23 protein-coding genes and 4 pseudogenes are annotated in these 24,151 nt (G+C 68.2%); 16 read left to right on the top strand and 11 right to left on the bottom strand.

What is annotated here, in order from left to right:
* Nucleotides 1-19 precede the first annotated feature (19 nt).
* On the top strand, nucleotides 20-1,177 hold the full coding sequence (locus OVA11_RS06665) for an aminotransferase (protein ID WP_268066731.1): 1,158 nt from the start codon (nucleotides 20-22) through the stop codon (nucleotides 1,175-1,177).
* Nucleotides 1,178-1,186: 9 nt separating this feature from the next.
* Here OVA11_RS06665 and OVA11_RS06660 read toward each other — a convergent pair whose 3' ends face one another.
* Nucleotides 1,187-2,305: an aromatic ring-hydroxylating oxygenase subunit alpha gene (locus OVA11_RS06660; protein ID WP_268066730.1), complete on the bottom strand. Its 1,119-nt coding sequence runs from the start codon at nucleotides 2,303-2,305 to the stop codon at nucleotides 1,187-1,189.
* A gap of 167 nt (nucleotides 2,306-2,472) precedes the next feature.
* Entirely contained in the window at nucleotides 2,473-3,951 is a 1,479-nt protein-coding gene (locus OVA11_RS06655) for a M20 family peptidase (protein WP_268066729.1), read from the bottom strand.
* Between the two features lie 218 nt (nucleotides 3,952-4,169).
* On the opposite strand from OVA11_RS06655, the pseudogene OVA11_RS06650 reads away from it, so the two are divergent.
* Nucleotides 4,170-4,376, top strand: a pseudogene (locus OVA11_RS06650) (hypothetical protein); the annotation flags it as partial.
* 131 nt (nucleotides 4,377-4,507) lie between these two features.
* On the opposite strand, the pseudogene OVA11_RS06645 reads toward OVA11_RS06650, so the two are convergent.
* From OVA11_RS06645 to OVA11_RS06625, 5 genes and pseudogenes are all read right to left on the bottom strand, one after another.
* A pseudogene (locus tag OVA11_RS06645) lies at nucleotides 4,508-4,678 on the bottom strand (hypothetical protein); the annotation flags it as partial.
* Nucleotides 4,663-5,271 (bottom strand): TetR/AcrR family transcriptional regulator, encoded by a 609-nt coding sequence (locus OVA11_RS06640; RefSeq protein WP_010918619.1) that lies wholly within the window; start codon nucleotides 5,269-5,271, stop codon nucleotides 4,663-4,665. The gene OVA11_RS06640 and the pseudogene OVA11_RS06645, both read right to left, overlap by 16 nt.
* 84 nt (nucleotides 5,272-5,355) lie before the next feature.
* On the bottom strand, nucleotides 5,356-6,003 hold the full coding sequence (locus OVA11_RS06635; RefSeq protein WP_268066728.1) for a TetR/AcrR family transcriptional regulator: 648 nt from the start codon (nucleotides 6,001-6,003) through the stop codon (nucleotides 5,356-5,358).
* On the bottom strand, nucleotides 6,000-6,224 hold the full coding sequence (locus OVA11_RS06630; RefSeq protein ID WP_010918617.1) for a hypothetical protein: 225 nt from the start codon (nucleotides 6,222-6,224) through the stop codon (nucleotides 6,000-6,002). The genes OVA11_RS06635 and OVA11_RS06630 overlap by 4 nt, the downstream gene beginning before the upstream one ends.
* Nucleotides 6,160-6,294: a hypothetical protein gene (locus OVA11_RS06625; protein WP_268068911.1), complete on the bottom strand. Its 135-nt coding sequence runs from the start codon at nucleotides 6,292-6,294 to the stop codon at nucleotides 6,160-6,162. The genes OVA11_RS06630 and OVA11_RS06625 overlap by 65 nt, the downstream gene beginning before the upstream one ends.
* Before the next feature lie 284 nt (nucleotides 6,295-6,578).
* On the opposite strand from OVA11_RS06625, the gene OVA11_RS06620 reads away from it, so the two are divergent.
* Both OVA11_RS06620 and OVA11_RS06615 read left to right on the top strand, forming a co-directional pair.
* The gene (locus OVA11_RS06620; protein ID WP_268066727.1) at nucleotides 6,579-6,782 is read left to right on the top strand and encodes a twin transmembrane helix small protein; all 204 of its coding nucleotides are present in this window, start codon (nucleotides 6,579-6,581) and stop codon (nucleotides 6,780-6,782) included.
* Between the two features lie 37 nt (nucleotides 6,783-6,819).
* Nucleotides 6,820-7,398, top strand: a complete 579-nt coding sequence (locus OVA11_RS06615) for a cob(I)yrinic acid a,c-diamide adenosyltransferase (RefSeq protein ID WP_268066726.1) — start codon at nucleotides 6,820-6,822, stop codon at nucleotides 7,396-7,398.
* A gap of 164 nt (nucleotides 7,399-7,562) precedes the next feature.
* Here OVA11_RS06615 and OVA11_RS06610 read toward each other — a convergent pair whose 3' ends face one another.
* Nucleotides 7,563-7,886 carry a hypothetical protein gene (locus OVA11_RS06610; protein WP_268066725.1) on the bottom strand — a complete coding sequence of 108 codons (324 nt, stop codon included), beginning with the start codon at nucleotides 7,884-7,886 and terminating at the stop codon, nucleotides 7,563-7,565.
* 207 nt (nucleotides 7,887-8,093) lie between these two features.
* Between OVA11_RS06610 and OVA11_RS06605 the strand changes: the two genes are divergently transcribed.
* The 3 genes from OVA11_RS06605 (at nucleotide 8,094) to OVA11_RS06595 (ending at nucleotide 11,700) form a co-directional block, all read left to right on the top strand.
* Nucleotides 8,094-8,840 carry an electron transfer flavoprotein subunit beta/FixA family protein gene (locus OVA11_RS06605; protein WP_268066724.1) on the top strand — a complete coding sequence of 249 codons (747 nt, stop codon included), beginning with the start codon at nucleotides 8,094-8,096 and terminating at the stop codon, nucleotides 8,838-8,840.
* The gene (locus tag OVA11_RS06600; RefSeq protein WP_268066723.1) at nucleotides 8,840-9,781 is read left to right on the top strand and encodes an electron transfer flavoprotein subunit alpha/FixB family protein; all 942 of its coding nucleotides are present in this window, start codon (nucleotides 8,840-8,842) and stop codon (nucleotides 9,779-9,781) included. The genes OVA11_RS06605 and OVA11_RS06600 overlap by 1 nt, the downstream gene beginning before the upstream one ends.
* Nucleotides 9,782-9,987: 206 nt before the next feature.
* Nucleotides 9,988-11,700: an ATP-binding protein gene (locus OVA11_RS06595; RefSeq protein WP_268066722.1), complete on the top strand. Its 1,713-nt coding sequence runs from the start codon at nucleotides 9,988-9,990 to the stop codon at nucleotides 11,698-11,700.
* 259 nt (nucleotides 11,701-11,959) lie between these two features.
* Here the strand turns inward: OVA11_RS06595 and efp are convergent, their stop codons facing one another.
* Complete coding sequence (gene efp / locus OVA11_RS06590; RefSeq protein ID WP_062094234.1) at nucleotides 11,960-12,526, bottom strand: elongation factor P; 567 nt, start codon at nucleotides 12,524-12,526, stop codon at nucleotides 11,960-11,962.
* Nucleotides 12,527-12,646: 120 nt separating this feature from the next.
* Between efp and epmA the strand changes: the two genes are divergently transcribed.
* From epmA to OVA11_RS06550, 8 genes and pseudogenes are all read left to right on the top strand, one after another.
* The gene (gene epmA / locus OVA11_RS06585) at nucleotides 12,647-13,693 is read left to right on the top strand and encodes an EF-P lysine aminoacylase EpmA (RefSeq protein WP_268066721.1); all 1,047 of its coding nucleotides are present in this window, start codon (nucleotides 12,647-12,649) and stop codon (nucleotides 13,691-13,693) included.
* Nucleotides 13,694-13,828: 135 nt separating this feature from the next.
* Nucleotides 13,829-14,108: pseudogene (locus OVA11_RS06580) on the top strand (hypothetical protein).
* A complete protein-coding gene (locus tag OVA11_RS06575; RefSeq protein WP_268066720.1) occupies nucleotides 14,066-14,506 on the top strand; it encodes a tellurite resistance TerB family protein in 441 nt (146 codons plus the stop codon). The pseudogene OVA11_RS06580 and the gene OVA11_RS06575 overlap by 43 nt, the downstream one beginning before the upstream one ends.
* A 283-nt stretch (nucleotides 14,507-14,789) precedes the next feature.
* A complete protein-coding gene (locus tag OVA11_RS06570) occupies nucleotides 14,790-15,491 on the top strand; it encodes a VIT1/CCC1 transporter family protein (protein ID WP_268066719.1) in 702 nt (233 codons plus the stop codon).
* Nucleotides 15,492-15,539: 48 nt separating this feature from the next.
* Nucleotides 15,540-16,577, top strand: coding sequence for a lysine-2,3-aminomutase-like protein (locus tag OVA11_RS06565; protein ID WP_268066718.1), 1,038 nt, complete (start codon nucleotides 15,540-15,542; stop codon nucleotides 16,575-16,577).
* 138 nt (nucleotides 16,578-16,715) lie between these two features.
* On the top strand, nucleotides 16,716-17,594 hold the full coding sequence (locus OVA11_RS06560; RefSeq protein WP_268066717.1) for a 3-hydroxybutyryl-CoA dehydrogenase: 879 nt from the start codon (nucleotides 16,716-16,718) through the stop codon (nucleotides 17,592-17,594).
* Between the two features lie 33 nt (nucleotides 17,595-17,627).
* A complete protein-coding gene (locus tag OVA11_RS06555) occupies nucleotides 17,628-18,869 on the top strand; it encodes a DUF418 domain-containing protein (RefSeq protein WP_268066716.1) in 1,242 nt (413 codons plus the stop codon).
* Between the two features lie 369 nt (nucleotides 18,870-19,238).
* A complete protein-coding gene (locus tag OVA11_RS06550) occupies nucleotides 19,239-20,267 on the top strand; it encodes a helix-turn-helix domain-containing protein (RefSeq protein ID WP_268066715.1) in 1,029 nt (342 codons plus the stop codon).
* 29 nt (nucleotides 20,268-20,296) lie between these two features.
* On the opposite strand, the pseudogene feoB reads toward OVA11_RS06550, so the two are convergent.
* Together feoB and OVA11_RS06540 are read right to left on the bottom strand one after the other, a co-directional pair.
* Nucleotides 20,297-22,191: pseudogene (feoB, locus tag OVA11_RS06545) on the bottom strand (ferrous iron transport protein B).
* A 4-nt stretch (nucleotides 22,192-22,195) separates the two neighbouring features.
* Nucleotides 22,196-22,516 carry a FeoA family protein gene (locus OVA11_RS06540; protein ID WP_268066714.1) on the bottom strand — a complete coding sequence of 107 codons (321 nt, stop codon included), beginning with the start codon at nucleotides 22,514-22,516 and terminating at the stop codon, nucleotides 22,196-22,198.
* A gap of 300 nt (nucleotides 22,517-22,816) precedes the next feature.
* Between OVA11_RS06540 and tipF the strand changes: the two genes are divergently transcribed.
* Nucleotides 22,817-24,085 (top strand): flagella assembly cyclic-di-GMP phosphodiesterase TipF, encoded by a 1,269-nt coding sequence (tipF, locus tag OVA11_RS06535; protein ID WP_268066713.1) that lies wholly within the window; start codon nucleotides 22,817-22,819, stop codon nucleotides 24,083-24,085.
* The last annotated feature ends 66 nt before the right edge of the window (nucleotides 24,086-24,151 follow it).

Below are 24,151 nucleotides of genomic sequence, written 5' to 3'. Positions count from 1 at the left end.
GGAATGCTACGCCTCGGCCATGGTTCATCCCGTCTTCGACAACCTGCCCACCACGATCTTCGAGCGCATGAGCGGCCTGGCCCGTCAGCACGGCGCGATCAATCTGGGTCAGGGCTTTCCGGACGATCAAGGGCCCCTGCCCGTGCGCGAAGCCGCCGCGCGGGCCCTGATCGAGGGCTCCAACCAGTACCCGCCGATGCGGGGTCTGCCCGAGCTGCGCGCCGCCGTGGCCGGCCACTACGCCCGGACCCAGGACCTGGCCCTGGACCCTGAGAGCGAGATCGTCGTCACCTCCGGCGCCACAGAGGCGCTGGCGGCGGCGTTCACGTCGCTGATCTCGCCCGGCGACGAGGTGGTGCTGTTCCAGCCGCTGTACGACGCCTACCTGCCGCTGGTCCGCCGGGCCGGCGGCGTGCCTCGGCTGGTCAAGCTGTCGCCGCCGCACTGGCGGTTCGACCGCGCCATGCTGGAGGCGGCGTTCTCCGACCGCACACGGATGGTGGTGCTGAACAGCCCGCTGAACCCGGCGGGCGTGGTGGCCCCGGACGAGGACCTGGCCCTGCTGGCCGAGGTCTGCGTGCACCACGACGTCGTCGCCGTCTGCGACGAGGTCTGGGAGGCCGTGGTGTTCGACGGCCGCCGTCACCGGCCGCTGATGAGCTTCCCCGGCATGCGCGAGCGGACGGTCAAGATCGGCTCGGCCGGCAAGCTGTTTGGCATGACCGGCTGGAAGGTCGGGTTCCTGATTGCGGCCCCGCCCCTGGCCAAGGCCCTGGCCGCCGCCCACCAGTTCCTGACCTTCACCACCCCACCCAACCTGCAGGCGGGCGTGGCCTGGGGTCTCGACAACCACCGCGCCTGGTTCGACGACATGCCGGCGAGCCTGCAGCGCTCCCGCGACCGCCTGACCGCCGGCCTGCGCGACGCCGGCTATGTCGTGCTGGAGAGCCAGGGCACCTACTTCCTCAATGTCGATCTGGCCGCCTCGGGGATCGCACTGGACGACGTGACCTTCTGCGAGCGCTGCGTGACCGAGCACGGCGTCGCGGCCATCCCGGTCTCGGCCTTCTTCGCGGAGGATCCGGTGACCACCGTGGTCCGGCTGTGCTTCGCCAAGGCCGACGCGACGCTGGACGAGGCGGTCAGGCGCCTGGCGGCCGCGAAGGCGGCGCTGTAGGGCCCCGCCTCAAGTCCGCCAGCGCAGCGTCTGGTCCTTGACCGGGTTGACGAACGGCCGCCCCTCGCGACGGCTGGCGTTCCACTCGCGTTTGCACTGGTGGTACCAGCGGGCCTGCTGGTCGGCGTCGCCCACCCACATCAGGGGCGGATTGCACTTGAGGCCCGGGGTCTGGTTCTCGACGATCCTGCCGTCCTGGCGCAGGAAGGCGCGGGCGGCGATGCGGATGATCGGATAGAGGGCCGTGAACGCCCAGTGATCCGACCACATGATCTGGTTCATCCGGGTCTTGTGGGCGTTGATCGGGGTCATGGCCGACAGGGCCAGCACCTGTTTCTTACCCACCGTCACATGCTCCCAGCGCAGGCCCGGCAGGCGGAAGGTGATCTCGGTCAGCGGCTCGCCGCCCAGGATGGCGTAGGCCTTGGAGTTCTTGGACGGCTCGTGCCGCACCATGGTGAAACCGGCCTCGCTGGGGGCGAAGCGCTTATTCTTCTCGTGCTGGCTGGTCTTGGTCCGCCACCACCACTGCTGATGCACGTAAGGCCCGTGGGCCGGGTCGATCAGGCCCAGCACCGCGTGGTCGATATGGATGTCGTAGTCGAGGTGATCGACCAGCTTGGGCTTGCCGCCCACCACGCCCGGGATCACCGGCGGCGGCTCGGGCGGCGCGCCGTCAAAGCGCGGATCGGACGACATCCAGATCCAGACCAGGCCCTGCGCCTCGACCGTCGGATAGCGGCGCACCCGCACCTTGGAGATGTCAAAGTCGCTATCGGCGGTCAGGGACGGGATCGCCGTGCAGGCGCCGTCAGGTCCGAACCGCCAGCCGTGATAGGGGCACTCGATACTGTCGGTCCCGTCGGCCTCGCGATGCAGGCGGCCGGCTGACAGGGCGGCGGCGCGGTGCGGACAGATGTCACGGATCGCATAGACCTCTCCGGCCCGCGTGCGGCCCAGGAGCACCGGCTCGCCCAGATATTCGCGCTTGGACTTGGTTCCCGGCTTCAGGTCAGGCGACAACGCCGCCACGTACCAGGCGTCCCAGACGAAACCCTCGCCGAACTTGTCGGCGGCGGCGGGCTTGGCGGGTTTGGAAGCGTCGTCGGGCATGGCCTGGCTGTGCATCAACTTGATTGCGGTTTCACGACGCTGGGCGGCGGGGATAACGACGTTCTTAGCTTAGCAACGCCCCCTCCGTCACGTCGCCTGTCGGCGTCCTCCTGCCCCGCTTGCGGGGGAGGTGGCGCGCGGCGAAAGCCGCGTGACGGAGGGGGCGCTAAACCCCCGCCCGCCTACCGCGACCCCGCCGTCTCCACCAGGCGCTGATAGAAGCGGACCATGCGCTCGACATTGTCGAGGCTGATGTGCTCGTCGGTGCCGTGGATCACCTTGGTGCCGTCGACGGTCAAAACCAGCGGCTGGAAGCGATAGACGTCCGCCGACACCCCGCCCATGTAGCGGCTGTCGGTGCCAGCCGTGACCAGGCCCGGCACGACCGGGGCCTTGCTCTCGTCGGCGGCCAGGCCCGCCAGGGTCTTCCAGGCGTCAGACTCGGTGGACGACACGGCCGAGGGCTCGTTGCGGTGGCCTTCGAAGGCCAGTTCGACGGGCAGGTCGCCGACCGCGTCCTTGGCCTTGGCCATCACCTTGTCGGAGCTGTCGCCCGGCGCGATGCGATAGTTGATCCAGGCGCTGGCGTCCTGCGGCAGGACGTTCTCCTTCGGCGACCCCTTCAGCATGGTCGGCGCGATCGTCGTGTGCAGCATGGCCGCCCCGGCCGGGCTCTTGGCCGTGACCTTCACCAAGAGCGACGAGAACAGCCAGGTGTTGGCCGCGAAGATCTTCACCACCGGCGAGGCGTGGGGCGAGATCGCCTTGAGCATGTCTGCGCCCGGCCCCTGGAACTTCATCGGAAAGGGGTTGTCGTGAATGGCCTGCACGGCCTTGGCCAGGGTCACGACGCCGCCGCCGTCCTTGGGCGGGGCCGACGAGTGGCCGCCGACGGCCGGGGCGGTGACCTTCAAGGTCGCATAGCCCTTTTCGGCCACGCCGATAATGGCGGCGGGCTTGCTGGTGACCGGATGGTCGGCGACCACCGCCATGCCCTCGTCCAGAACGAACTGGGCCTTAACGTTGCGCGACTTCAGGAGCGCGGCGGCGGCCTGGGCGCCCTCGCCGCGCACCTCCTCGTCATGGCCGCTGACGATGATCACGGTGCGCACCGGCTTGAAGCCGCCGGCCGCCACGCTCTCCAGCGCCTCGAAGATGGTGACCAGCGAGCCCTTGTCGTCGATCGCCCCCCGGCCCCAGACCTTGCCGTCCGCGACGACGCCGGCGAAGGGCGGGTGGGTCCACTGGCCCTCGCTGCCCGGCGTGACCGGCACCACGTCCTGGTGGGCCATCAGCACGATCGGCGGCAGGGCCGGGTTCGAGCCCGTCCAGGTGTAGACAAGGCCATGGCCGGCCACGACCTCGCGGGTCATGGCCTGGTGGGCCTGCGGATAGGTGGTCTGCAGCCAGGCGTGCAGCTTGTCCCACTCGGCCGGCTGGTCGTCGGCGCGGTCCTGGTGGCTGATGGTCTGGAAGCGGATGGCCTGCGCCAGATGCTCGGCGGCCTTGGCCACGTCGACCGGGCGGGCCGGCGCCAGCTTGGCGGCGGCCGGATCGGCCTGGGCCGGCGCCTCGAACGTCGCGGTCCGCACCGCCACGACGGCCGTGACGGCCAGAACCAGACCCACGGCCGTCAGCGCGACCTTACCCCCGACACCCATGACGCTCTCCCCTTAGCTTTGAGGCGACTGTGCGACCGGGGAGCGGCGCTGGCAATCCTGCCGTTGGGGCGGTGAAGCGGCGAAAGTTATCCACAGGGGCGCGGCCGAGATTGGCTCAATCCCCGTACTTTTTCGGGCCGAGGTAAGGAAATTCAGAGCCTTACAGGAAAACGCAGGTTTCTTATCCCCGGTCTGGCGTTCGGCCCCATGCTGGCGTCATGACCCAGACGACCTCCGAAACCTGGTGCGCCCGGATACAGGCCAAGCTGATGGCGGCGATCGACGCCGCCTGGGCCCTGATCGAGGCCAGCGACGACCCCGCCGTGCTCCGCAAGGCCCGCGACAAGGTGAAAGCCTGCGGCGAGATGGCCGCCAATGTCCGCAAGATCGCGGCGATGAGCGGGCGGAGAGGGCCTGCGCCGCGTGCGGCAGTGGGTACCGCGCTGGACGCCGCACTCGCCGCCGTCGCTGCGACTGCGCCCGCGTCGGATTCGCCGCCGGAGCGGAGGCTGGACCGTTTGAAGGGCGGCGGACGCGGGCGATTATAGAGCACGAGCCCGACAGAAATCCCTCTTCCAAAGGGAGAGGCAGGGGCCCGCCGTGAAGCGGTGGGAGGGAGAGGGGTTACGAGGTCTGACGGCGTGCCGGCGCTCCGTCGGACGCCGTACCCCCTCTCCCCAACCCTCTCCCTTTGGGAGAGGGCGCTTCCCCCTACCGCGGCTTCCAGCCCTCGGCGATGACGGCGATCTGGCGGTCCATGGCGGCCGACATTTCGGCGGCCGGCAGGTCGCCGCCCGCGGCGGCGGCCATGCGGTAGTTCCAGGCGTAGGCGGCCTTCAGGGTGTCGACCAGCAGGTTCAGGTCCAGATCGGCCCGCACCTCGCCCTTGCGCACGCCCTCCGCCAGCACGTCGACCAGCATCTGGCTGAGGCGCGGATTGCGGCCGTAGGGCGTGACGCCCGCTTCGTTGCTGGGATTATAGGAGGCGGCGATGTGGGCGAGGAACAGCTTCACCCGCCGGGTCTCGAACGCATAGTGGATCGCGAAAATCGAGCACAGCCGATCCGTGGTGCTGCCGCGCAGGACCGGGATCACCCGGTCGAACTCGGCATAGAGCTCGTCCAGGCGGTGCGTCATGACATGACTGAGCACCTCCGCCTTGGAGGCGAAGGTGGTGAACACGCTGCCGACCGAGACCCCCGCCCGCTCCGCTATGGCGCGGATGGTGGTCTCCTCATAGCCGACATCGTTGAACAGGTCCCGGGCGGCCACGAGAACCTTCTCGCGCGTCGCCGCCTTCTGCTCGTCTCTTACGCCCAAGCCCGCCCCCCTCCGAACACGCCTGCGTCATCAATAAAAAGTCGAAGGCGCCCCACTCCCCCGAACGGAGCGCCCTCTGGGTGTTTAAGCGCGGGCGCCCGCGAAGATGACCTTCAGTTGATCCGAAAGTCGCGCCAGCAGAGCCTCAACCGACCAGCCGTCGTAGACGGCGCGGCGATAGTTGGCGACATACACGTCCCAAACGATTTCAGCCAAGAGCTTGGCGTCGATATCTTTCTTCAGCTGGCCTTCGTCGACGGCCCGCTGCAGGGCCACGCCGATCAGCTTGAAGATGTGCTTCAGGTCGTTGCGGGCGCGACGCTCGGCGGCTTCCGAACGGGTCCACGACACCGAGATGCTGGCGCGCAGCAGCGGCAGTTGCTCGACATGGAAGCTGTAGGCCACGCCGAACAGGCCCAGGAGCGCCTCATCCACCGTCTTGGCGGCGCGGGCGGCCTGGGTCATCTGGGCGTAGATGACTTCGTAGTCGGCGGTCAGGATTTCCTCGAACAGCTCCGACTTGTCGGCGAAGCTGGCGAACACCGCGCCGGTCGACATGCCGGCGGCCTGGGCGATGTCACGGATGGTGGCGCCCTCATAGCCGCGCTCGCTGAACAGACGGCGGGCGGCGGCCAGCACGCGTTCGCGGGTGCGCTGCTTGGCCAGCGCGCGACGGGTCAGCTTCACCGGGGTCTCGGCGCCCTGGTCGATATTGACGGACACAAAGCTCATGCGGCGGCCTCCAAGCGGGCGAGAGCGGCCTCGGCGCGCTTCTCGAACTCAACACAGTACTCATCGACGACGTTCTGAAGGACGTCGGCGTAACGGCGGGCCAGCTGACGGCCATCCTGCGCGGCGTCGCGCAGGTCGGTGATCAGTTGACGGACTTCAGCCATGGCTTCTTCGCGATCGGACGCGGAGAGCGCGGCGGCGGTCGCTAGGCGAGCGCTCATGCGGTGGTCTCCTGTCCCCCGTTTGGGTGAGATAAGCGCTGAACAGATCGCGGTGGGGGAGGATGATCATGTTCAACGAACGCGCACTGAGAAATAGGAAGCGGGGGCTCTAACGCCAGGGGGACGCCAAAGCAACCGCGAAAGGGAACAAAAATCGTCGAACGACGACCTGTGGCGTAGCTATGCCACCGCTGTCATCGTGTCACTGCGACAAAAGCCCTCACCGAACAGGTTCGGCGAATTTGCTCAACGGACAACGATTCGCGAGAAACCATCACGCCCGTTCAGCGGGTCGCGCCCTTACGGCTATGGTCTCTATAGCGCGATCGCGAGGCGCGCCTTATTCTCTGGGACATGTCCCAGCTGTTCGACTTTCTCGTCCCAGCCGCGCTTCTGGCGGTTCTGATCGCCCTGGGGGCCGGCCTCTACGCCCTGTTTCGCGGGGGCGATTTCGGCAGGTCATGGTCGAACAAGCTGATGCGGCTGCGCGTGCTGTTGCAGTTCATCGCCGTCATCGTCCTGGTCGCCGCCGCCTTCTGGTGGCGGAAGGGCTCGTAATCATTAGCCTTATTCGCCGAACAGGACTCCGCGACCGATGGTCACGCTAAACCGCATCTATACGCGCACCGGCGATGGCGGCACGACACGCCTGGCCACCGGCGCGCCTGTCAGCAAGGCCTCGCTGCGAGTCGATTCCTATGGCGGGGTCGACGAGACCAACGCTGCGATCGGCCAGGCCCGCCAGCACACGGCCGCCGATCCCGTCCTGGACGCGATTCTGGAGCGGATCCAGAACGACCTCTTTGACCTGGGCGCGGATCTGGCCACGCCCGAGCAGCACGGCAAGCCCGAATGGGAGCCGCTGCGCGTCGCCGAAAGCCAGGTCGAACGGCTGGAGCGCGAGATCGATCAGCTGAATGGCGAGATGTCGGCCCTGACCTCGTTCGTCCTGCCCGCCGGCTCGCCGGCCGCCGCCGCCCTGCATGTGGCACGCACGGTCTGCCGCCGCGCCGAGCGCGGGGTCGTGGCCCTGTCGGAGATGGAGGGCGAGATCGTCGGGACGCCGGCGATCAAGTACCTGAACCGCCTGTCGGACCTCTTGTTCGTCGCCGCCCGCTGGGCCAACGACAAGGGCCAGGCCGACGTGCTGTGGAAGCCGGGCGCGACGCGCTAGGGGGCTGACCTCGCCCGGATCGGCGCTCAACTCCAACCGTCATCCCGTGCTTTAGGCACAGGACCCATGGTTCAGCTTGCACGTGAGCGTTCCACCCCGCCCCGCACCTGCGGCTGACGGATGGGTCCCGCGCATGAAGCGCGGGATGACGGGGATTGGCGGACTTACTTCTTCTCGGTCGCAGCCGGAGCCGCCGTCGCCGCAGCCGCTTGGTCAGCCTCAGCCGGCGCGGCCTTGGCCGGGGCGTCGGCGGTGGGGCCGTCGGCGCTCTGACCGTTCAGCGGCGGGGTCCCGCGCGGACGGCGGGTCCAGGTCTCGATCGGATAGACCGTGGCGCACTTCATCCACTTTCCGGCCCAGGCGCCGCCGCTCTTCTCGCAGCGATCCTTCGGCCACACCCACATCATGTGGTAGGCCAGCACGCTGGCGCTGGCCAAGAAGAAGATGCCGATGAAGATGTACTTCAGACGGTTGATGGTCTTGTTCATGGCCGCCCCTTATCGCTTTTCGGCCCCTTAGGGAATTGTCGTGGGGAGGCCTTACGGCGACACGCGACCGCGAAAATCGTACAACCGTTTGAAGCCCGGAGCGTTTTCAGCCTTACGCTTACGCGAAGGGAAACTTGCATTGCGGCGCCGAAGCGCTAAGTCGGTGCCCAAGCAGGAGAAACGCAAGCCTGGAGGCGGTGGAAACCGATGAAGGTCCTAGTCCCGGTTAAACGGGTGATCGATTATAACGTGAAGGCCCGCGTAAAGGCGGACCAGACGGGCGTCGACCTGGCGAACGTCAAGATGTCCATGAACCCCTTCTGTGAGATCGCGGTCGAAGAAGCCGTGCGTCTCAAGGAAAAGGGTGTGGCGACCGAGGTCGTCATCGTCAGCATCGGTCCGGCGCAGGCCCAGGAAACCATCCGTACGGCTTTGGCCATGGGCGGCGACCGCGGGGTGCTGATCACCACCGACGCCGATCCCGAGCCGCTGGCCGTGGCCAAGCTGCTGGCCGCCGTGGTGGCCGAAGAGAACCCGAACCTGGTCCTGATGGGCAAGCAGGCTATCGACGGCGACAACAACGCCGTGGGCCAGATGCTGTCGGCCCTGCTGGGCTGGCCGCAGGCCACCTACGCCTCGGCGATCGAGGTCTCGGCCGCCAGCGCCAAGGTCACCCGTGAAGTCGACGGCGGCCTGCAGACGGTCGATGTCGACCTGCCGGCCGTGATCACCGCCGACCTGCGCCTGAACGAGCCGCGCTATGCGTCTCTGCCCAACATCATGAAGGCCAAGAAGAAGGAGATCGTCAGCAAGACGGTCGCCGACTACGGCGTCGACATCGCGCCGCGCCTGAAGGTCCTGAAGGTCACCGAGCCCGCCAAGCGCTCGGCCGGCATCAAGGTCGAGACGGCCGCTGACCTGGTTTCCAAGCTGAACACTGCGGGGGTGCTGTAATGGCTGTTCTCGTCGTCGCCGATAACGACAACGCGCTGCTGCGCGACGCCACCCACAAGACCGTCACCGCCGCCCTGAAGATCTCGGGCGATGTGGACGTGCTGGTGCTGGGCAAGGGCGCCAAGGCCGTGGCCGACGCGGCCGCCAAGATCGCCGGCGTCCGCAAGGTGCTGCTGGCTGAATCCGACGCCCTGGGCCACGGCGTGGCCGAGGCTCAGGCCGACGCCGTTCTGGCCCTGGCCGGCGGCTATGACGCCATCCTGGTTCCCGCCACCTCGGGCGGCAAGAACTACGCCCCGCGCGTCGCCGCCAAGCTGGACGTCGCCCCGATCTCGGACATCGTCGAAGTGGTCGCCGCCGACACCTTCACGCGCCCGATCTACGCCGGCAACGCCCTGGAGACCGTTCAGTCGAGCGACTCCAAGAAGGTGATCACCGTGCGTCCGACCGCCTTCGCCGCCGCCGCTGAAGGCGGCTCGGCCTCGGTCGAGACCGTCGGCGGCGCCGATGCGGCCAAGACCCGCTTCGTCAGCGAAGAGATGGTCAAGTCCGACCGTCCGGAACTGGCTGCGGCCAAGATCGTCGTCTCGGGCGGTCGCGCCATGGGTTCGGCCGAAGAGTTCCAGCGCGTCATCGAGCCGCTGGCCGACAAGCTGGGCGCCGCCGTCGGCGCCAGCCGCGCGGCCGTCGACGCCGGCTATGCTCCCAACGACTATCAAGTCGGTCAGACGGGCAAGGTCGTGGCGCCGCAGCTCTATGTCGCCATCGGCATCTCGGGCGCGATCCAGCACCTGGCCGGCATGAAGGACTCCAAGGTGATCGTCGCGATCAACAAGGACGCCGACGCGCCGATCTTCCAGGTCGCCGACTTCGGCCTGGTCGCCGACTACAAGTCGGCCGTGCCGGAACTGATGGACGCCCTGGCCGCCGCCGGCAAGTAAGCCGCCGGACGACAGCGTGAATGCGAAAGGCCCGGAGGCGACTCCGGGCCTTTTTTTGCTGGTCGAAGGCCCCTTCTCCCCCTGCGGGAGAAGGATCCCCTGACGCCTTTTTGCCTCGCCGACGGCCTCGCGTCCCTTTGCAACCGGCGGAGGCGCGGCTAGGAGGCTTGATCGTATACAAGCTTTCCCGAGGACCCGCCGCGCCCGTGCCCAGATTCGCCGAATGGCTGGACCAGGACGTCACCTCGGTGACCGCGCGCAGCCTGCCCACCCTGGGCGTGCGCCTCGCCATCTGCGCGGCCACGGCGTTGATCTATGCGCTGGCGGTCGATCTGAAGGGCGGCCTGCTTTGGGGCCTGGCCGTGGCCAGCGCCGAGGCGGCGGTATTCATCTGCAGCAGCCCCCAGCGCGCCGCGCGCAAGATCAGCCACGCCCAGCGTCTGGCCTATGTGGCGGCGGTGATCTGGATGAACGTCGTCTGGTGGTCGCTGGCGATCATGCTGTGGCGCCAGGAGCATCCCGCACTGAAGATGGCGGCGCTGTGCGTGGTCTGCGCCTTCCTGGTCCATGCCCAGGCCTTCACGGCGCGGTCCAAGACCCTGCTGCTGATCATCGGCGGCGGCACGTCTCTGGTGCTGCTGACGATGTGCGGGGTTCTCAACGACTTTCCGCCGGGCGAGCGGCTGGCCCTGTGCGCAGCGGCGCTGATCCTGATCATCTATACGGCCAAGGCCGCCCAGACCAACGGCCAGCAGGGCCGCGCCCTGGAGCTGGCCAAGAGCCAGGCCGAGGCCGCCAGCCAGGCCAAGTCCGAGTTCCTGACCCTGATGAGCCATGAGCTGCGCACGCCCCTGAACGGCATGCTGGGCCTCTCCCAGGCCCTGAAGCTGGAACCGCTGGAGCCCGGCGAGCGCGAGCAGGTCGAGCTGCTGGAGGAGTCCGGCCGCACCCTCCTGGCCCTGCTCAACGACGTGCTCGACATGGCCAAGATCGAGGCGGGCAAGCTGGATCTGGCGCTGACCCCGGAAGACCTCTCGCGCCTCGCCGAACGGGTCGTGCGGATCAACCAGGCCCAGGCCCGCGAGAAGGGCGCGGAGATCACGCTGGAGATCGACCCGGCCACGCCCCGCACCCTGATGTTCGACCCGCTGCGGGTGCGCCAGTGCCTGGGCAATCTCGTCTCCAACGCCGTGAAGTTCACCCCCGCCGGCCAGATCCGGGTGCGGGTGACCTGCGAGGCCGGCGACCAGCCTGACCGGATGCTGGCCAAGATCATCGTCTCCGACACCGGCGTCGGCATGAGCCCCGCCGTCCTGGCCAGGATTTTCACGCCGTTCGAGCAGGCCGATCCGACCATCGCCCGCCGCACGGGCGGGACGGGCCTTGGCCTCAACATCACCCGGCGGCTGGCCCAGATGATGGGCGGCTCGGTGACCGTGCGCAGCACCGAGGGCAAGGGCTCGACCTTCACCCTCACCTTCGCCTGCGGCCTGCCCACCGCCGAGGCGACCCAGACAGGTGGCCTGCTGGGCGGCCTCCTGGGCGGCGAGCGCCCCCTGCGGCTGCTGGTCGTCGACGACTATGCGGTGAACCGCAAGGTCATCGCCATGATGCTGGCCCCGCTGGGCTGCGAGATCGTCGAGGCCGACAACGGCCAGCGGGCCCTGGACGTCTTGGCCGAACGCGAGGTCGACCTGGCGCTGCTGGACTTCAACATGCCGGTGATGGGCGGCCTGGAGACCACCCGCCGCCTGCGCGCCGACCCGCGCTGGCGCAAGCTGCCCGTCGTCTGCCTGACCGCCGGCATCATGGACGACGAGCGCACCGCCGCTGTCCAGGCCGGCATGGACGGCTTCCTCGAGAAGCCGATCGAGATGTCGACCCTGGTCTCGACGATCGCGCGGGTGGCGCGGGGTTGAGGGCGCGGCCTCCCGTTTTCCTCAGCCCCTCCCCCCGCCGACGCCCCCGGCGAACGCCGGGGTCCAGATCGAACGCGCCGGCGTCGCCGCGTATGGCTGAGGCTGTGGGCGGGCCACCCTAAACCTTGCGGATGAAACTGGACCCCGGCCTTCGCCGGGGAGGTCGGGGTTTTGGGTGCAGGGAAACTGGGCCTAAACAACAAAAAGGCCCGGCGGAGCGATCCGCCGGGCCTTTGTCGTTTCGAACGCTAAGGGACGCTTAGTCCTTGGCGCGTTCCACGTACGAGCCGTCTTCGGTCAGGATGACGACCTTGGTGCCGGCGGTGATGTACGGCGGGACGGTGGTCTTGACGCCGTTGCTGAGCACGGCCGGCTTGTAGGACGAGCTGGCGGTCTGGCCCTTCACCGACGGCTCGGTGTCGACGATCTCGAGGACCACGGTGCGCGGCAGGTCGATGGCGATCGGCACGTCGTTGTGGGTCGACAGGATGACGGTCATGCCTTCCTGCAGATAGGGGGCGGCGTCGCCGATCACTTCTTCGGTGGCCACGAGCTGGTCGTAGGTTTCCGGGTTCATGAAGTGATAGCCGTCACCGTCGCTGTACAGGAAGGTGTGGTTGCGGTCGTCGACGAAGGCGCGCTCGACCTGCTCGGTCGTGCGATAGCGCTCCGAAACCTTCACGCCATCCGAGATGCGGCGCATGTTCAGCTGGGTCACCGGAGTGCCCTTGCCGGGGTGGATGTTTTCGGCGCTCAGGACGACATAGAGCTTGCCGTCCATGTCGACGACAGAGCCTTTGCGGAGCGAGCTGGCTGCGACCTTCACGTAGTTACGTTCCTTGGATGAAAGCGCGCGCGAGGCCGCGGGCGCGTTCGTGCTATTGATCCGTGAGCGCCCTCGTATAGCGAAAGGGGCGAAATCTCCAGCCTCTTCGGTTTTGCAGCCTTGTCCCTAGCTTCCTCCACCTGGTGGCGCGCCGGCGTCCACGCCGATCGCCGTCCGTTCCTGCTGGCGCGCAACCGCATCACCAAGGCCTTCCGCGCCTGGTTCGAGGCGGAAGGCTTCGAGGAGGTCGAGGCTGCGGCCCTGCAGGTCTCGCCCGGCAACGAGGCCCACCTGCACGCCTTCGCCACCCAGGCCCTGACCATCGCCGGCGAGGCGAGCCCGCTCTATCTGCACACCTCGCCGGAGTTCGCCTGCAAGAAGCTCCTGGCCGCCGGCGAGGAGAAGATCTTCAGCCTCGGCAAGGTATGGCGCAACCGCGAGCGGGGGCCGCTGCATCATCCGGAGTTCACCATGCTGGAATGGTACCGGACGGGCGCCCCCTACCAGACCCTGATGGACGACTGCGCCACCCTGCTGGCCCTGGCGGCGCAGACGGCGGGGATCCAGCGCTTTGCCTTCCGGGGCATGACCTGTGATCCCTTCGCCGCGCCCGAGCGCCTGTCGGTGGCCGAGGCTTTTGCGCGCCACGCGGGCGTCGACCTCCTGGCCAGCGTGGCGGCGGACGGGTCGACTGACCGCGAGGCCCTGGCGGACGCCGCGCGGACAGCGGGGATCCGCGTCGCCGAGGACGACGGCTGGGCCGACATCTTCAGCCGCATCATCGTCGAGAAGGTCGAGCCGCGCCTGGGCGAAGGCCGGGCCACCATCCTCTGCGAGTATCCGATCAGCGAAGCGGCCCTGGCCCGTCCCAAGGACGCCGACCCGCGCGTGGCCGAGCGCTTCGAGCTCTATGCCTGCGGGGTGGAGCTGGCCAATGCGTTCGGCGAACTCACCGACCCGGTCGAGCAGCGCCGCCGGTTCCTGATCGAGATGGACGAAAAGGCGCGGATCTACGGCGAGCGCTATCCGATCGACGAGGACTTCCTGGCGGCCCTGGCGCACATGCCGCCGGCGTCGGGTTCGGCGCTGGGCTTTGACCGGCTGGTGCTGCTGGCCACCGGCGCGCGGCGGATCGAGGACGTGGTTTGGACCCCGGTCGCGGGGTGAAAACCCCCGCCGCATATAAAAATTGCACGCCCCCTCTTGCGAATTGCACGCGTTCGCACAAGATAGAGAAAGCGGGCCGGGCCCCTCTGACGTAGTCGACACCCCCATGTCGAACGTGATGTCGGACCGCATCGGGTGCGCTCGATGTTGGGTCCTGGCGGCTTACCCCCCTCTCGCCATACCCCTCGCCCGGCGTCGGGCGCACCCCTCGACACGAGAGGAGCGCCCATTGACCCTATTGAACGCCCAACAACTGCGCGCCGAGATCGCGCGGCTGACGACCGCCCTGCATGAAGAAGCCCGCAAGCCGACACCCGATCGCGGCCTGATGCGACTGTGGGATCTGCGCCGCGAGCGGCTCAAGGAGCAGCTGTGGTCGCAGGAGATGAACGCTACAGCCGCGCGGTGGCGGTGATCCCGCCCGGGGACCTTCACGAGCATCATCGCGAACAGCTGGACGCCCTGGTCGCCGCCTGCGTGCTGATCGCCCAGGTCGACGGCGCCGTGACGCCCGACGAGCGCGGCCGGATGGTCGAACGCCTGAAACTCCACGCCGGACTGGAAGGCGCTGACCTGGAGGCCGCCCTGCGGGCCTTCGAGGCGCTGGACGCGCGCTTCGACGCCCGCCCCGAAGAGACCTGGGTCGAGGCCGAACTGATGATCCGTCGCCTGAAGGGCAGCGCCGAGGCGGAAGGCGTGGCCTTGGCCGCCGTGGCGGTGTCGATCGACGGCGGCCTGGAAGCCGAGGAGCGCGCCGCGGTGCTCGACATCTGCGCCTGGCTGGGCGTGAACCCCGTACGGGTTCTGCCCTAGGGGCCCTATGCGGTCTGCTGAGACTATTTTCTCTCGTCATCCGGCCGTAAGACCGCGTAGCGGGCTGTAGCGACGGGACTTGAGGGGCCACCGCACGATCGCTTGCCCCTGGGTCCCGGCTCTCCGCCTCGCTGCGGCCGGGATGACGAGCGGTTTGGTCCTTGCAGCGCCGGAGGCTTTGGCTTCCGCCCTTTAAGGCGCCCCGAACCCTATGAGCGCTTGACGCGGATCAAGGCCGCGCGCCTTGCGTTGAGCCAGAGTGTTTGAAAACAGGGAGCGACAGATGACGCGGCTGAAGACCCATGTCGAACGGCACGCGGTGTCGCGGATCGGCTGGCTGCGCGCGGCGGTGCTGGGCGCCAATGACGGCATCGTCTCGACCGCCTCGCTGGTGGTCGGGGTGGCGGCGGCCGAGGCCACCCGCGGTCCGATCCTGCTGGCGGCCGGCGCGGGGCTGGTGGCCGGCGCCATGTCGATGGCGGCCGGCGAATATGTCTCGGTGGCCTCCCAGGCCGACAGCGAGGCCGCCGACCTGGCCCGCGAGCGCGCCGAACTGGCGACCCAGCCCGAGGAAGAGCTGGAGGAGATGACCGCGATCTATGTGGCGCGCGGCCTCACGCCCGACCTGGCCCGGCAGGTGGCCGAACAGCTGAACGCCGGCGACGCCCTTGCCGCTCACGCCCGCGACGAACTGGGCATTTCCGAGCACGTCACCGCACGCCCCGTGCAGGCGGCCCTGACCTCGGCGGCGACCTTCGCAGTGGGCGCGGCCATGCCGCTGCTGGTGTCGATGCTGGCGCCGCTGCCGGTGATCATCCCGACCATCTCGGCCGCCACCCTGGTCTTCCTGGCGGTGCTGGGCTGGCTGGGCGCCTGGGCTGGCGGGGCCAGCCCCTGGAAGCCGATGCTGCGCGTCACCTTCTGGGGCGCCCTGGCGCTGGGGGTCACCGCCGTGATCGGCAAGCTGTTCGGGGCCGTGGTCTAGGGACGATATTTGCGTCGCGGCGGAAAATCCCGCATATCCCCGCGCCTCATGTCCCCCGCCCAGACCCTTCGCGACGCCCGGTCCTTGACGCAGGCCGGGCTGGTCCCGTCCGAGCGCCTGCCCGCGCTCGAGGCCGTGGCGGCGCGCTATGCGGTGGCGATCACCCCGGCCATGGCCGCGCTGATCGAGGCCGGCGACGAGAACGACCCGATCGCGCGGCAGTTCGTCCCCTCTCCCGAGGAGCTGATCGCCAGTCCGGGCGAGGACGGCGATCCGATCGGCGACGCGGCCCACAGCCCGGTCGAGGGGATCGTCCATCGCTATCCCGACCGGGTGCTGCTGAAGCCCACCCACACCTGCGCGGTCTATTGCCGGTTCTGCTTCCGGCGCGAGATGGTCGGGCCCGAGGGGCTGTCAAACCTGACCCCCGCCCAGTTGGACGCGGCCTTAGCCTATATCGCGCAGCGCCCGCAGATCTGGGAGGTGATCGTCACCGGCGGTGATCCGCTGGTGCTGTCGCCGCGTCGCCTGGCCGACCTGATGGACCGGCTCGAGGCGATCGACCACGTCAAGATCGTTCGCTTCCACACCCGCGTCCCGGCCGTTGATCCCGGCGCGGTGACGCCCGAGCTGGTGGCGGCGCTGAAACGCTCGTCCAAGACCGTCTATGTCGCCCTGCACGCCAACCACGCTCGCGAACTGACGCCCGCCGCCCGCGCCGCCTGCGCGCGGATCGTCGACGCCGGCGTTCCGATGGTCAGCCAGACCGTGCTGCTGCGCGGGGTGAACGACAACCCCGAAACCCTGGCCGCGCTGATGCGCGCCTTCGTCGAGACGCGGATCAAGCCCTACTATCTGCACCACGGCGACCTGGCGCCCGGCACCGCCCATCTGCGGACCACGGTCGCCGAGGGTCAGGCGATCATGCGGGCCCTGCGCGGGACGCTGTCGGGCCTGGCCCAGCCGACCTACGTCCTCGATATCCCGGGCGGCCACGGCAAGGTTCCGGTCGGCCCGACCTACCTCGAGGACGGCGCCGTCGAGGACCCGGACGGCGCGGTTCGGCCTTATCCGCCCACGGCCTGAAGGCCGCCGGAGACCAGGCTTGCGTTGCGACGCAGCAAAGCCTTGGCGAGCGCGGGGTTTCTCGTGCTAGAAAAGTCGTCACAACAGATGGCCCGGACTGTCACGTCCGGCGCGAATTCAAGCGAAGGCTTGGCTTTTATGAGTGAAATCAAGACGGTTGGCGTGATCGGCGCCGGCCAGATGGGGTCGGGCATCGCGCATGTCGTCGCCCTGGGCGGCTATGACGTGCGACTTCACGACGTCTCGCGCGAGCGGATCGACGCGGGCATCGCCGCCATCGAGAAGAACATGGCCCGCCAGGTCGGTCGTGGGATCATCGATGACGCGGCCATGAAGGCGGCCCTGGCCCGCATCCAGCCCGCCGAGGGCCTGGAGGCGATCGGCGCCACCGACCTCGCCATCGAGGCGGCCACCGAGAACGAGGAGATCAAGAAGTCGATCTTCCGCAGCCTGCAGCCGCACCTGAAGCCCGAGACGCTGCTGGCCTCGAACACCTCGTCGATCTCGATCACGCGCCTGGCCTCGGCCACCGACCGCCCCGAGCGGTTCATCGGCCTGCACTTCATGAACCCCGTGCCGCTGATGAAGCTGGTGGAGATCATCCGCGGCATCGCCACGGACGTCCCGACCTACGAGGCGGCGGTCAACTTCGCCCAGTCGCTGGGCAAGATCACCAGCAACGCCGAAGACTTCCCCGCCTTCATCGTCAACCGCGTGCTGGTGCCGATGATCAACGAGGCGATCTACACGCTGTACGAAGGGGTCGGTACGGTCGACGCCATCGACACGGCGATGAAGCTGGGCGCCAACCACCCGATGGGCCCGCTGGAGCTGGGCGACTTTATCGGTCTGGACACCGTGCTCAGCATCATGAACGTGCTGCACGAGGGTCTGGCCGACAGCAAGTACCGCCCCTGCCCGCTGCTGGTGAAGTATGTCGAGGCCGGCTGGCTTGGCAAAAAGACCGGACGCGGGTTCTATGACTACCGGGGCGAGACGCCGGTTCCCACGCGCTAGATGAGCGGACGGCGTCTCCGAAAAGGGGACGCCATGACCGACACCACCGCGCCGATGACGGAGGCCTTGCGCCCCGTCGCCAAGGATGACCGCCACCTGAGCCTTGATGTCCTGCGGGGCCTAGGGGTGATGGGCATCCTGGCCGTCAACGCTGTGGCCTTCGGCCTGCCCATGCCGGTCTACATGTCGCCGGAGCTGTCGCCCTTCGGGATGTCCGCCAGCGAAGGTATGGCCTGGTGGGTGGTCCAGACCTTCTTCCACTACAAGTTCATCACCCTGTTCTCGATCCTGTTCGGGGTGTCGATCCTGCTGGTCGGCGGCGAGCGCAGCGACAAGGCGCGCGGCGCCCTGCTGCGCCGCCGTCTGGGCTGGCTGTTGGTGATCGGCCTGCTGCATGGTCTCCTGATCTGGTTCGGCGACATTCTGCTGCTCTACGCCTGCACCGGCTTTGTCGCCCTGCTGGCGCGGTCCTGGACGCCCAGGCGGCTGTTCACGGTCAGCCTGACCATCCTGCTCCTGGGCTCGGCCCTGGCGATCGTCCCGCTGATCCTGCTGGAGAGCGCCCCGGCCGAGCTGCAGCAGAAGATCATCGCGGAGATGAACCAGCCCGGGTCGGGGGTCGACGTGGCGGCCGCGACAGCGGCGATGCGCGGGGGGCTGGTCGCGGCCCTGGGCGAGAACTTCAAGAGCTGGATGATCCTGCAGCCCGCCGGCCTGATGGTGTTCATCTGGCGCACCGGCGCCCTGATGCTTCTGGGCATGGCCCTGTTCAAGACCGGCTTCCTGACCGGCAAGGCCAAGACCTGGGTCTATCTGCTGCTGATCGCCCTGGGCGGCGCGGGCCTGGCCTGGACCGGCTGGGAGAGCAGCGTGAAACTGGCCACCGACTTCGCCGAGCCTCAGGCCACGGGTCGCTACAACATGGCCTATGAGTTCGCCAGCCTGCCCATCACGCTCGGCTATGCGTCCCTGGCCATTCTGCTGATCCGCTCACGGCTGTTCGCGGGCCTGCTGAGCCCCGTGGCGCGCCTGGGCCAGATGGCCTTCACCAACTATCTGACCCAGTCGCTGATCATGACGACGATCTTCTGGAGCGGGCGGGGCCTTGGCCTGTTCGGCGAGTTCAACCGCGTTGAACTGTGGGGCTGCGTCATCGCCATCTGGGCGCTGCAGCTGATCTGGTCGCCGCTGTGGCTGTCGCGCTTCTCGATGGGGCCGATGGAGTGGATCTGGCGCCGCCTCGCCTACGGCAAGGGGCTCGCGCGCGGGGCCTGACATCGCAAGAGCCCTCTGGCTTTGGATGGCTTCATCCAACCCCGACAGGCCCTAGGCTTTGAAGGGTGTCGAGGCGCGCTCCCCCCGGGGCGCGCCTCCTTTTCCGCCGGTATCAGGCCTTGTCGCAAGGCCTTCAGATCGAGCCCCCCCGAGGCCGACGCGATAGGGGAATCGCGCCGGCTAGACCGCCGAACCCCGGCGGAGGAGTCGACGACCGCTCCCTCGAGCGCGCCAACTACCCCACCGGCGCGCCCGAAAAAGCCCGCTCCTTTTGGCGGTGCGGCGCCGCTCTGTCATTGCCCGCACGTCCACGTTCTATTGTCTCGCCGTCCGGAATCGGCGAGAGGCTCCTCGAACTGTCGAGGACCCATGGACGCTGAAACTCCGCCTAGAGACCTATGGATCCTGGACGCCCGCGAACAGGCCGACGCCGCCGAGCGCTACCGGCAAGCCTGCGCCCAGCTGTTCGAAGTCACCCTGCTGGAACCCGACACCGCGTTCCACAATCGGATGGACGGCTACAATCTGGGCGGCGTCGTTCTGGCCCGCTGCAAGGGCGTGCCCCAGCGCTTTGATCGTCGCTACGCCCACATCATCGCCGACACCGCTGACTCGGTGCTGGCCGTGCTGGAGCTCAGCTCGGGCGGCTGGAGCGGGATCTATGACGGGCGACCGGCCGACAGCAGCATGGGCGCGATCCGCCTCGTCGACATGTCGCGGCCGTTCGACATGACCACCGCCGCCTTCGAGACCCTGAACCTGGCCATCCCCCGCGCGACGCTGGACGAGCAGGTCGACCACATCGACTTTCATGGCCGCGTGGTGCCGGAGAACACCGCCACCGGGCGGATTCTGGGCGCCCATATGCGAGCGGTCTGGGACAGCATCGAGACGATCACCACCGCCGAGGCGGCGCTGGCGGCCAAGGCGGCGGCGACGCTGTTCAGCGCGGCGATCCTGGCCCACGGTGAAGTCGCCGGCGCCGACGCCCGGCCGATCGAAAAGATGCTGCTGGCCTCGGCCCGCGACTTTGTCATCGGCCGGCTGGCCGACCCGGAGCTGTCGCCCGAGGCGGTGCGCCAGCACCTGGGAGTCTCGCGCAGCCTGCTCTACCGGGTGTTCGAGCCCGCCGGCGGGGTCAGCGCCTTCATCCAGGCGCGGCGCCTCGACCAGGCTTTCGACGAGATCATCCGTGATCAGAGCGAGCGCAAGACCCTGGCCGAGATCGGCTATGGCCTTGGCTTCCGCTCCGACGCCCACTTCAGCCGCGTGTTCCGCGCCCGCTTCGGCGTGACACCGGGCCGCCTGCGCCGCCTGGGCGCCTCGGCGCGACAGGAGGGCCTGTCGGCCCTGGAGCGGCCGGACGACGTGTTTGTCTGGGTGGGGAGCTTGCTGTGAATAAATCCCTCTCTCTTTGAGAGAGGGATTTATCCAGCCCCCAGCGCCACAGCGACGTGATAGGTCACGAACGCCGCGATGTAGGCCAAGCCCACCATGTAGACGAACATCACCGTCGGCCAGACCCAGCTGTTGGTCTCGCGCTTGACCACGCCCAGGGTGGGCAGGCACTGCGGGGCGAAGACGTACCAGGCCAGGAACGACAGGGCGCTGGCCAGCGACCACTGGTTCTTGAGCAGGGTCGACAGCGCGCCGGTCTCGCCGTCCTCGCCACCGACGGCGTAGACGGTGCCCAGCACGGCCACGGCCACTTCGCGGGCGGCCATGCCGGGGATCAGGGCCACGGTCATCTGCCAGTTGAAGCCGATCGGGGCCATCAAGGGCGCCAGGAACTGGCCCAGCTGTCCGGCGATGGAATAGTCGATGGCCGGCCCCGTCGCGCCCTCCGGCGGATAGGGGAAGGTCGACAGCACCCAGACCAGAACCATCAGCGGCATGATGATCCGGCCGGCCCGGCTGATGAAGATGCGAGCCCGGGTCCACAGGTTCATCAAGACGTTGCGGGGCTCCGGCCAGCGGTAGGTCGGCAGCTCCATCATGAAAGGCTCGACCGCGCCGCGCCAGAACACGCGCCGGATCACGAACGAGACCAGGAGCGCGCTGACGATGCCGCTGGCGTAGAGGCCAAACATCACTAGGCCCTGCAGCGACAGCACGCCCCAGACCGTCTGGTTGGGAATGAAGGCGCCGATGATCAGGGTGTAGACGGGAATCCGCGCCGAGCAGGTCATCAGCGGCGCGACCAGGATCGTGGTCAGGCGGTCCTGGCGGTTGTCGATCACCCGCGTCGACATGATGCCGGGAATGGCGCAGGCGAAGCTGCTGAGCAGAGGAATGAAGGCCCGTCCGTGCAGGCCCGCGCCCCCCATGATCTTGTCCATCAGAAAGGCCGCGCGGGCCATGTAGCCGCTGTCTTCCAACAGCAGGATGAAGAAGAACAGGATCAGGATCTGCGGCAGGAACACCAACACGCTGCCGACGCCGGCGATCAGACCATCGGCGATGAAGCTGGTCAGCAGGCCCTGGGGCAGGCTGGTGTTGGTCAGCTCGATCAGGGCCGCGAAACCGGCGTCGATGCCGTCCATGGCCGGCGTGGCCCAGGTGAACACCGCCTGGAACATCACGAACAGCAGGGTCAACAGGATGGCCAGGCCCGCCGCCGGGTGCAGCAGCACGTCGTCGATCTTGCCGGTCACGGTGTCGGGCCGCTCGGGCGGCTTCACGCAGAGCTTGAAGATGCGCTGGGCCTCGGCGTGGGCGGCGCGGATCTCGGCGGGGCTGGGCTCATGCCAGACATTGTCGCCGGACAGGGCGTCGCGGTCGACCAGGGCCTCGACCTTCTCAAGCAGCTCGGGCAGGCCGCGCTTGCGGGTGGCCACCGTAGTGACGATCGGCGCGCCGATCTCGGCCGACAGGCGCTCGACGTCGATCCGCAGGCCCTGGCGCTGGGCGATGTCGAACATGTTGAGCGCCAGCACGAACGGGCGGCCCACCTGCTTGAGCTCGAGCGCCAGACGCAAGACGAGGCGCAGGTTGGTGGCGTCGGCCACGCAGACCAGGGCCTGGGGGCGTCCTCGCCGGCCAGCTTGCCCAGCACCGCGTCGCGGGTCACCACCTCGTCGGGGCTGCGGGCGCGCAAGGAGTAGGTGCCCGGCAGGTCCAGCACGCGGATCTGACGGCCGCTGGGCGCGGTCAGCACGCCTTCCTTCCGCTCGACCGTGACGCCGGCGTAGTTGGCCACCTTCTGGCGGCTGCCGGTCAGGGCGTTGAACAGCGCGGTCTTGCCGGAATTGGGATTGCCGACCAGGGCGATGCGGGCGGTGTCGATGACGGGGGGCGCGGCGGCGCCGGAATCGGGGGTCAAGGTCTTAGCGTCCGTCGAATTTGACACTGATCGCGCCGGCCTCTCGGCGACGCAGGGCCACGCGGGCGTCGTCCACGCGCACGGCGATCGGATCGCGGCCGAACAGGCCCTCGTGCAGCACCTCGATCGACGCGCCCTCGACGAAGCCCATCTCCAGAAGGCGGCGCTCCAGCTCCTCGGCGACCACCGCCTCGGCCGCGCCGCTGTGGCCGGTGACCTTGACGATCACACCGCGCTCGCCGCGATCGGCGCTGGCCAGGGAACGCACGCCCGACGCGCTCTCGGCGGGGTTGAATTCAGGCGACAAAACGAACGCTTCGGACATCATGGCTCCGCTAGAGCCTCGCGCGTCAAAACGAAATCGTTTCGACGCGATGACAAGGCTCTAAATCAAACACTTAGAGCGTGACTAGCGCCGAAACCGGCTCGCACTTTCGGCGTCACGCTCTAGGATTGCGAACGATTATCAGTCGAAGCGGCTCGTGTCGATTCAGCGATCCCAACGTTGTGCGTTATGCTGGCGAGCCAAAGCTTCTTGGGACGGAATGGCGCAGGGCCGTTAATCTATTCGACTCTTCAGGCCCGGACCGGTCTGATTGCGTGTAACGATTCGTGTGGACGGATTATGCGTAGGCTGATGCTGGCGCTCCTGACGGGCGCTTATCTCTGTCTGGCCTTGATCGTCTCCCTCTTCCTCTGGAGGACGGGAGCGACTCCGACTGTCGGCGTCTCGGCGTTCATCGGCACGCTGGGCCTGTGTTTTGCGTTCCACGGCCTGATCGCCCAGGCCCTGATGGGCGCCGCCCTGCGCCTCGACATCGACACCATCCGCGAAGCCCACGCCATCCTGCTGGACCAGATCGAGAAGGTCGACGCCCGCGTCACCGACCTCGTCGACACCGTCGCCGCCGACGCCCAGCGCCGCTCCGAGGAGCTGTCCAGCGAAGTCCACCAGCTGGAAGACCTGATCCAGAAAATGAACGACCGGCTGGAGCACCAGCTGACCCACCAGGTGGCCGCCGCCTCGGCCCGGACCAGCGCCCGCGATCGCGCCCCGCACGCCAGCCACATGCTGCAGGTGGTGCAGGACGCCCTGGCCGAGAACCGGGTCGACCTCTACCTGCAGCCGATCGTCAGCCTGCCCCAGCGCCGTACGGTGTTCTACGAGAGCTTCTCGCGCCTGCGCGACGAAACCGGCCGCGTGATGATGCCGGCCGAGTATCTGGCCGTGGCCGAGCCCGAGGGCCTGATGACGGCCATCGACAACCTGTTGCTGTTCCGCTGCGTGCAGATCGTCCGTCGCCTGGCCAAGCAGGACCGAAAGGTCGGGATCTTCTGCAACATCTCGCTGGCCAGCCTGGGCGACGAGAGCTTCTTCCCGCAGTTCCTCGAGTTCATGCAGGGCAACAAGGACCTGGCCGGGGCGGTGTTCTTCGAGCTGGGTCAGGCGGCGTTCGAGCGTCGCGGCCCGGTCGAGGCCCGCCACATGGCCCGCCTGGCCAGCCTCGGCTTCAGCTTCAGCCTCGACAAGGTGACCGACCTGGACGTCGACTTCCAGGATCTGGCCCGCGCCGACGTGAAGTTCCTCAAGGTCGGCGCCCAGATGATGCTGGACCAGCTGGAAGAGCAGGACGGCAAGCTGGTCATCACCTCGCTGCCGGACCTGAACGCCAGCGACTTCGCCGCCCTCACCCGTCGCTACGGCATCGAGGTGATCGTCGAGAAGGTCGAGGCCGAGAAGCAGGTCGCCGAGGTGCTGGACCTCGACATCGGCTATGGCCAGGGCCACCTGTTCGGCGAACCGCGCGCCATCCGCGACGCGGTGCTGGCCGAGGCCGACCCGCCCGCCGACTTCATCCGCGCGCCGATGCGTCGCCGCGCCGTGGGCTGGTAGCGCTAGACACAGCAAGCATCGGAATGACGCCGTCCCGCGCGGGCGGCAGGGTCTCCCGTGAAAGGA

The organism is Caulobacter sp. SL161 (assembly GCF_026672375.1).
In the GTDB taxonomy this organism is placed as follows: Bacteria; Pseudomonadota; Alphaproteobacteria; order Caulobacterales; family Caulobacteraceae; genus Caulobacter.
The sequence above is the reverse complement of the archived record's forward strand: the minus strand, read 5'-3'. Positions and strand labels throughout refer to the sequence as shown.

Coding starts and splice junctions, on each gene's coding strand:
- tipF (WP_268066713.1), top strand. CDS start 22,817: ATGCGTAGGCTGATGCTGGCGCTCCTGACGGGCGCTTATCTCTGTCTG.
- OVA11_RS06605 (WP_268066724.1), top strand. CDS start 8,094: ATGAAGGTCCTAGTCCCGGTTAAACGGGTGATCGATTATAACGTGAAG.
- OVA11_RS06635 (WP_268066728.1), bottom strand. CDS start 6,003: ATGAGCTTTGTGTCCGTCAATATCGACCAGGGCGCCGAGACCCCGGTG.
- OVA11_RS06610 (WP_268066725.1), bottom strand. CDS start 7,886: ATGAACAAGACCATCAACCGTCTGAAGTACATCTTCATCGGCATCTTC.
- OVA11_RS06600 (WP_268066723.1), top strand. CDS start 8,840: ATGGCTGTTCTCGTCGTCGCCGATAACGACAACGCGCTGCTGCGCGAC.
- OVA11_RS06625 (WP_268068911.1), bottom strand. CDS start 6,294: ATGATCATCCTCCCCCACCGCGATCTGTTCAGCGCTTATCTCACCCAA.
- OVA11_RS06655 (WP_268066729.1), bottom strand. CDS start 3,951: ATGGGTGTCGGGGGTAAGGTCGCGCTGACGGCCGTGGGTCTGGTTCTG.
- OVA11_RS06570 (WP_268066719.1), top strand. CDS start 14,790: ATGACGCGGCTGAAGACCCATGTCGAACGGCACGCGGTGTCGCGGATC.
- OVA11_RS06555 (WP_268066716.1), top strand. CDS start 17,628: ATGACCGACACCACCGCGCCGATGACGGAGGCCTTGCGCCCCGTCGCC.
- OVA11_RS06550 (WP_268066715.1), top strand. CDS start 19,239: ATGGACGCTGAAACTCCGCCTAGAGACCTATGGATCCTGGACGCCCGC.
- OVA11_RS06620 (WP_268066727.1), top strand. CDS start 6,579: ATGTCCCAGCTGTTCGACTTTCTCGTCCCAGCCGCGCTTCTGGCGGTT.
- OVA11_RS06615 (WP_268066726.1), top strand. CDS start 6,820: ATGGTCACGCTAAACCGCATCTATACGCGCACCGGCGATGGCGGCACG.
- OVA11_RS06660 (WP_268066730.1), bottom strand. CDS start 2,305: ATGCACAGCCAGGCCATGCCCGACGACGCTTCCAAACCCGCCAAGCCC.
- OVA11_RS06560 (WP_268066717.1), top strand. CDS start 16,716: ATGAGTGAAATCAAGACGGTTGGCGTGATCGGCGCCGGCCAGATGGGG.
- OVA11_RS06565 (WP_268066718.1), top strand. CDS start 15,540: ATGTCCCCCGCCCAGACCCTTCGCGACGCCCGGTCCTTGACGCAGGCC.
- OVA11_RS06630 (WP_010918617.1), bottom strand. CDS start 6,224: ATGAGCGCTCGCCTAGCGACCGCCGCCGCGCTCTCCGCGTCCGATCGC.
- OVA11_RS06540 (WP_268066714.1), bottom strand. CDS start 22,516: ATGTCCGAAGCGTTCGTTTTGTCGCCTGAATTCAACCCCGCCGAGAGC.
- OVA11_RS06665 (WP_268066731.1), top strand. CDS start 20: ATGGTTCATCCCGTCTTCGACAACCTGCCCACCACGATCTTCGAGCGC.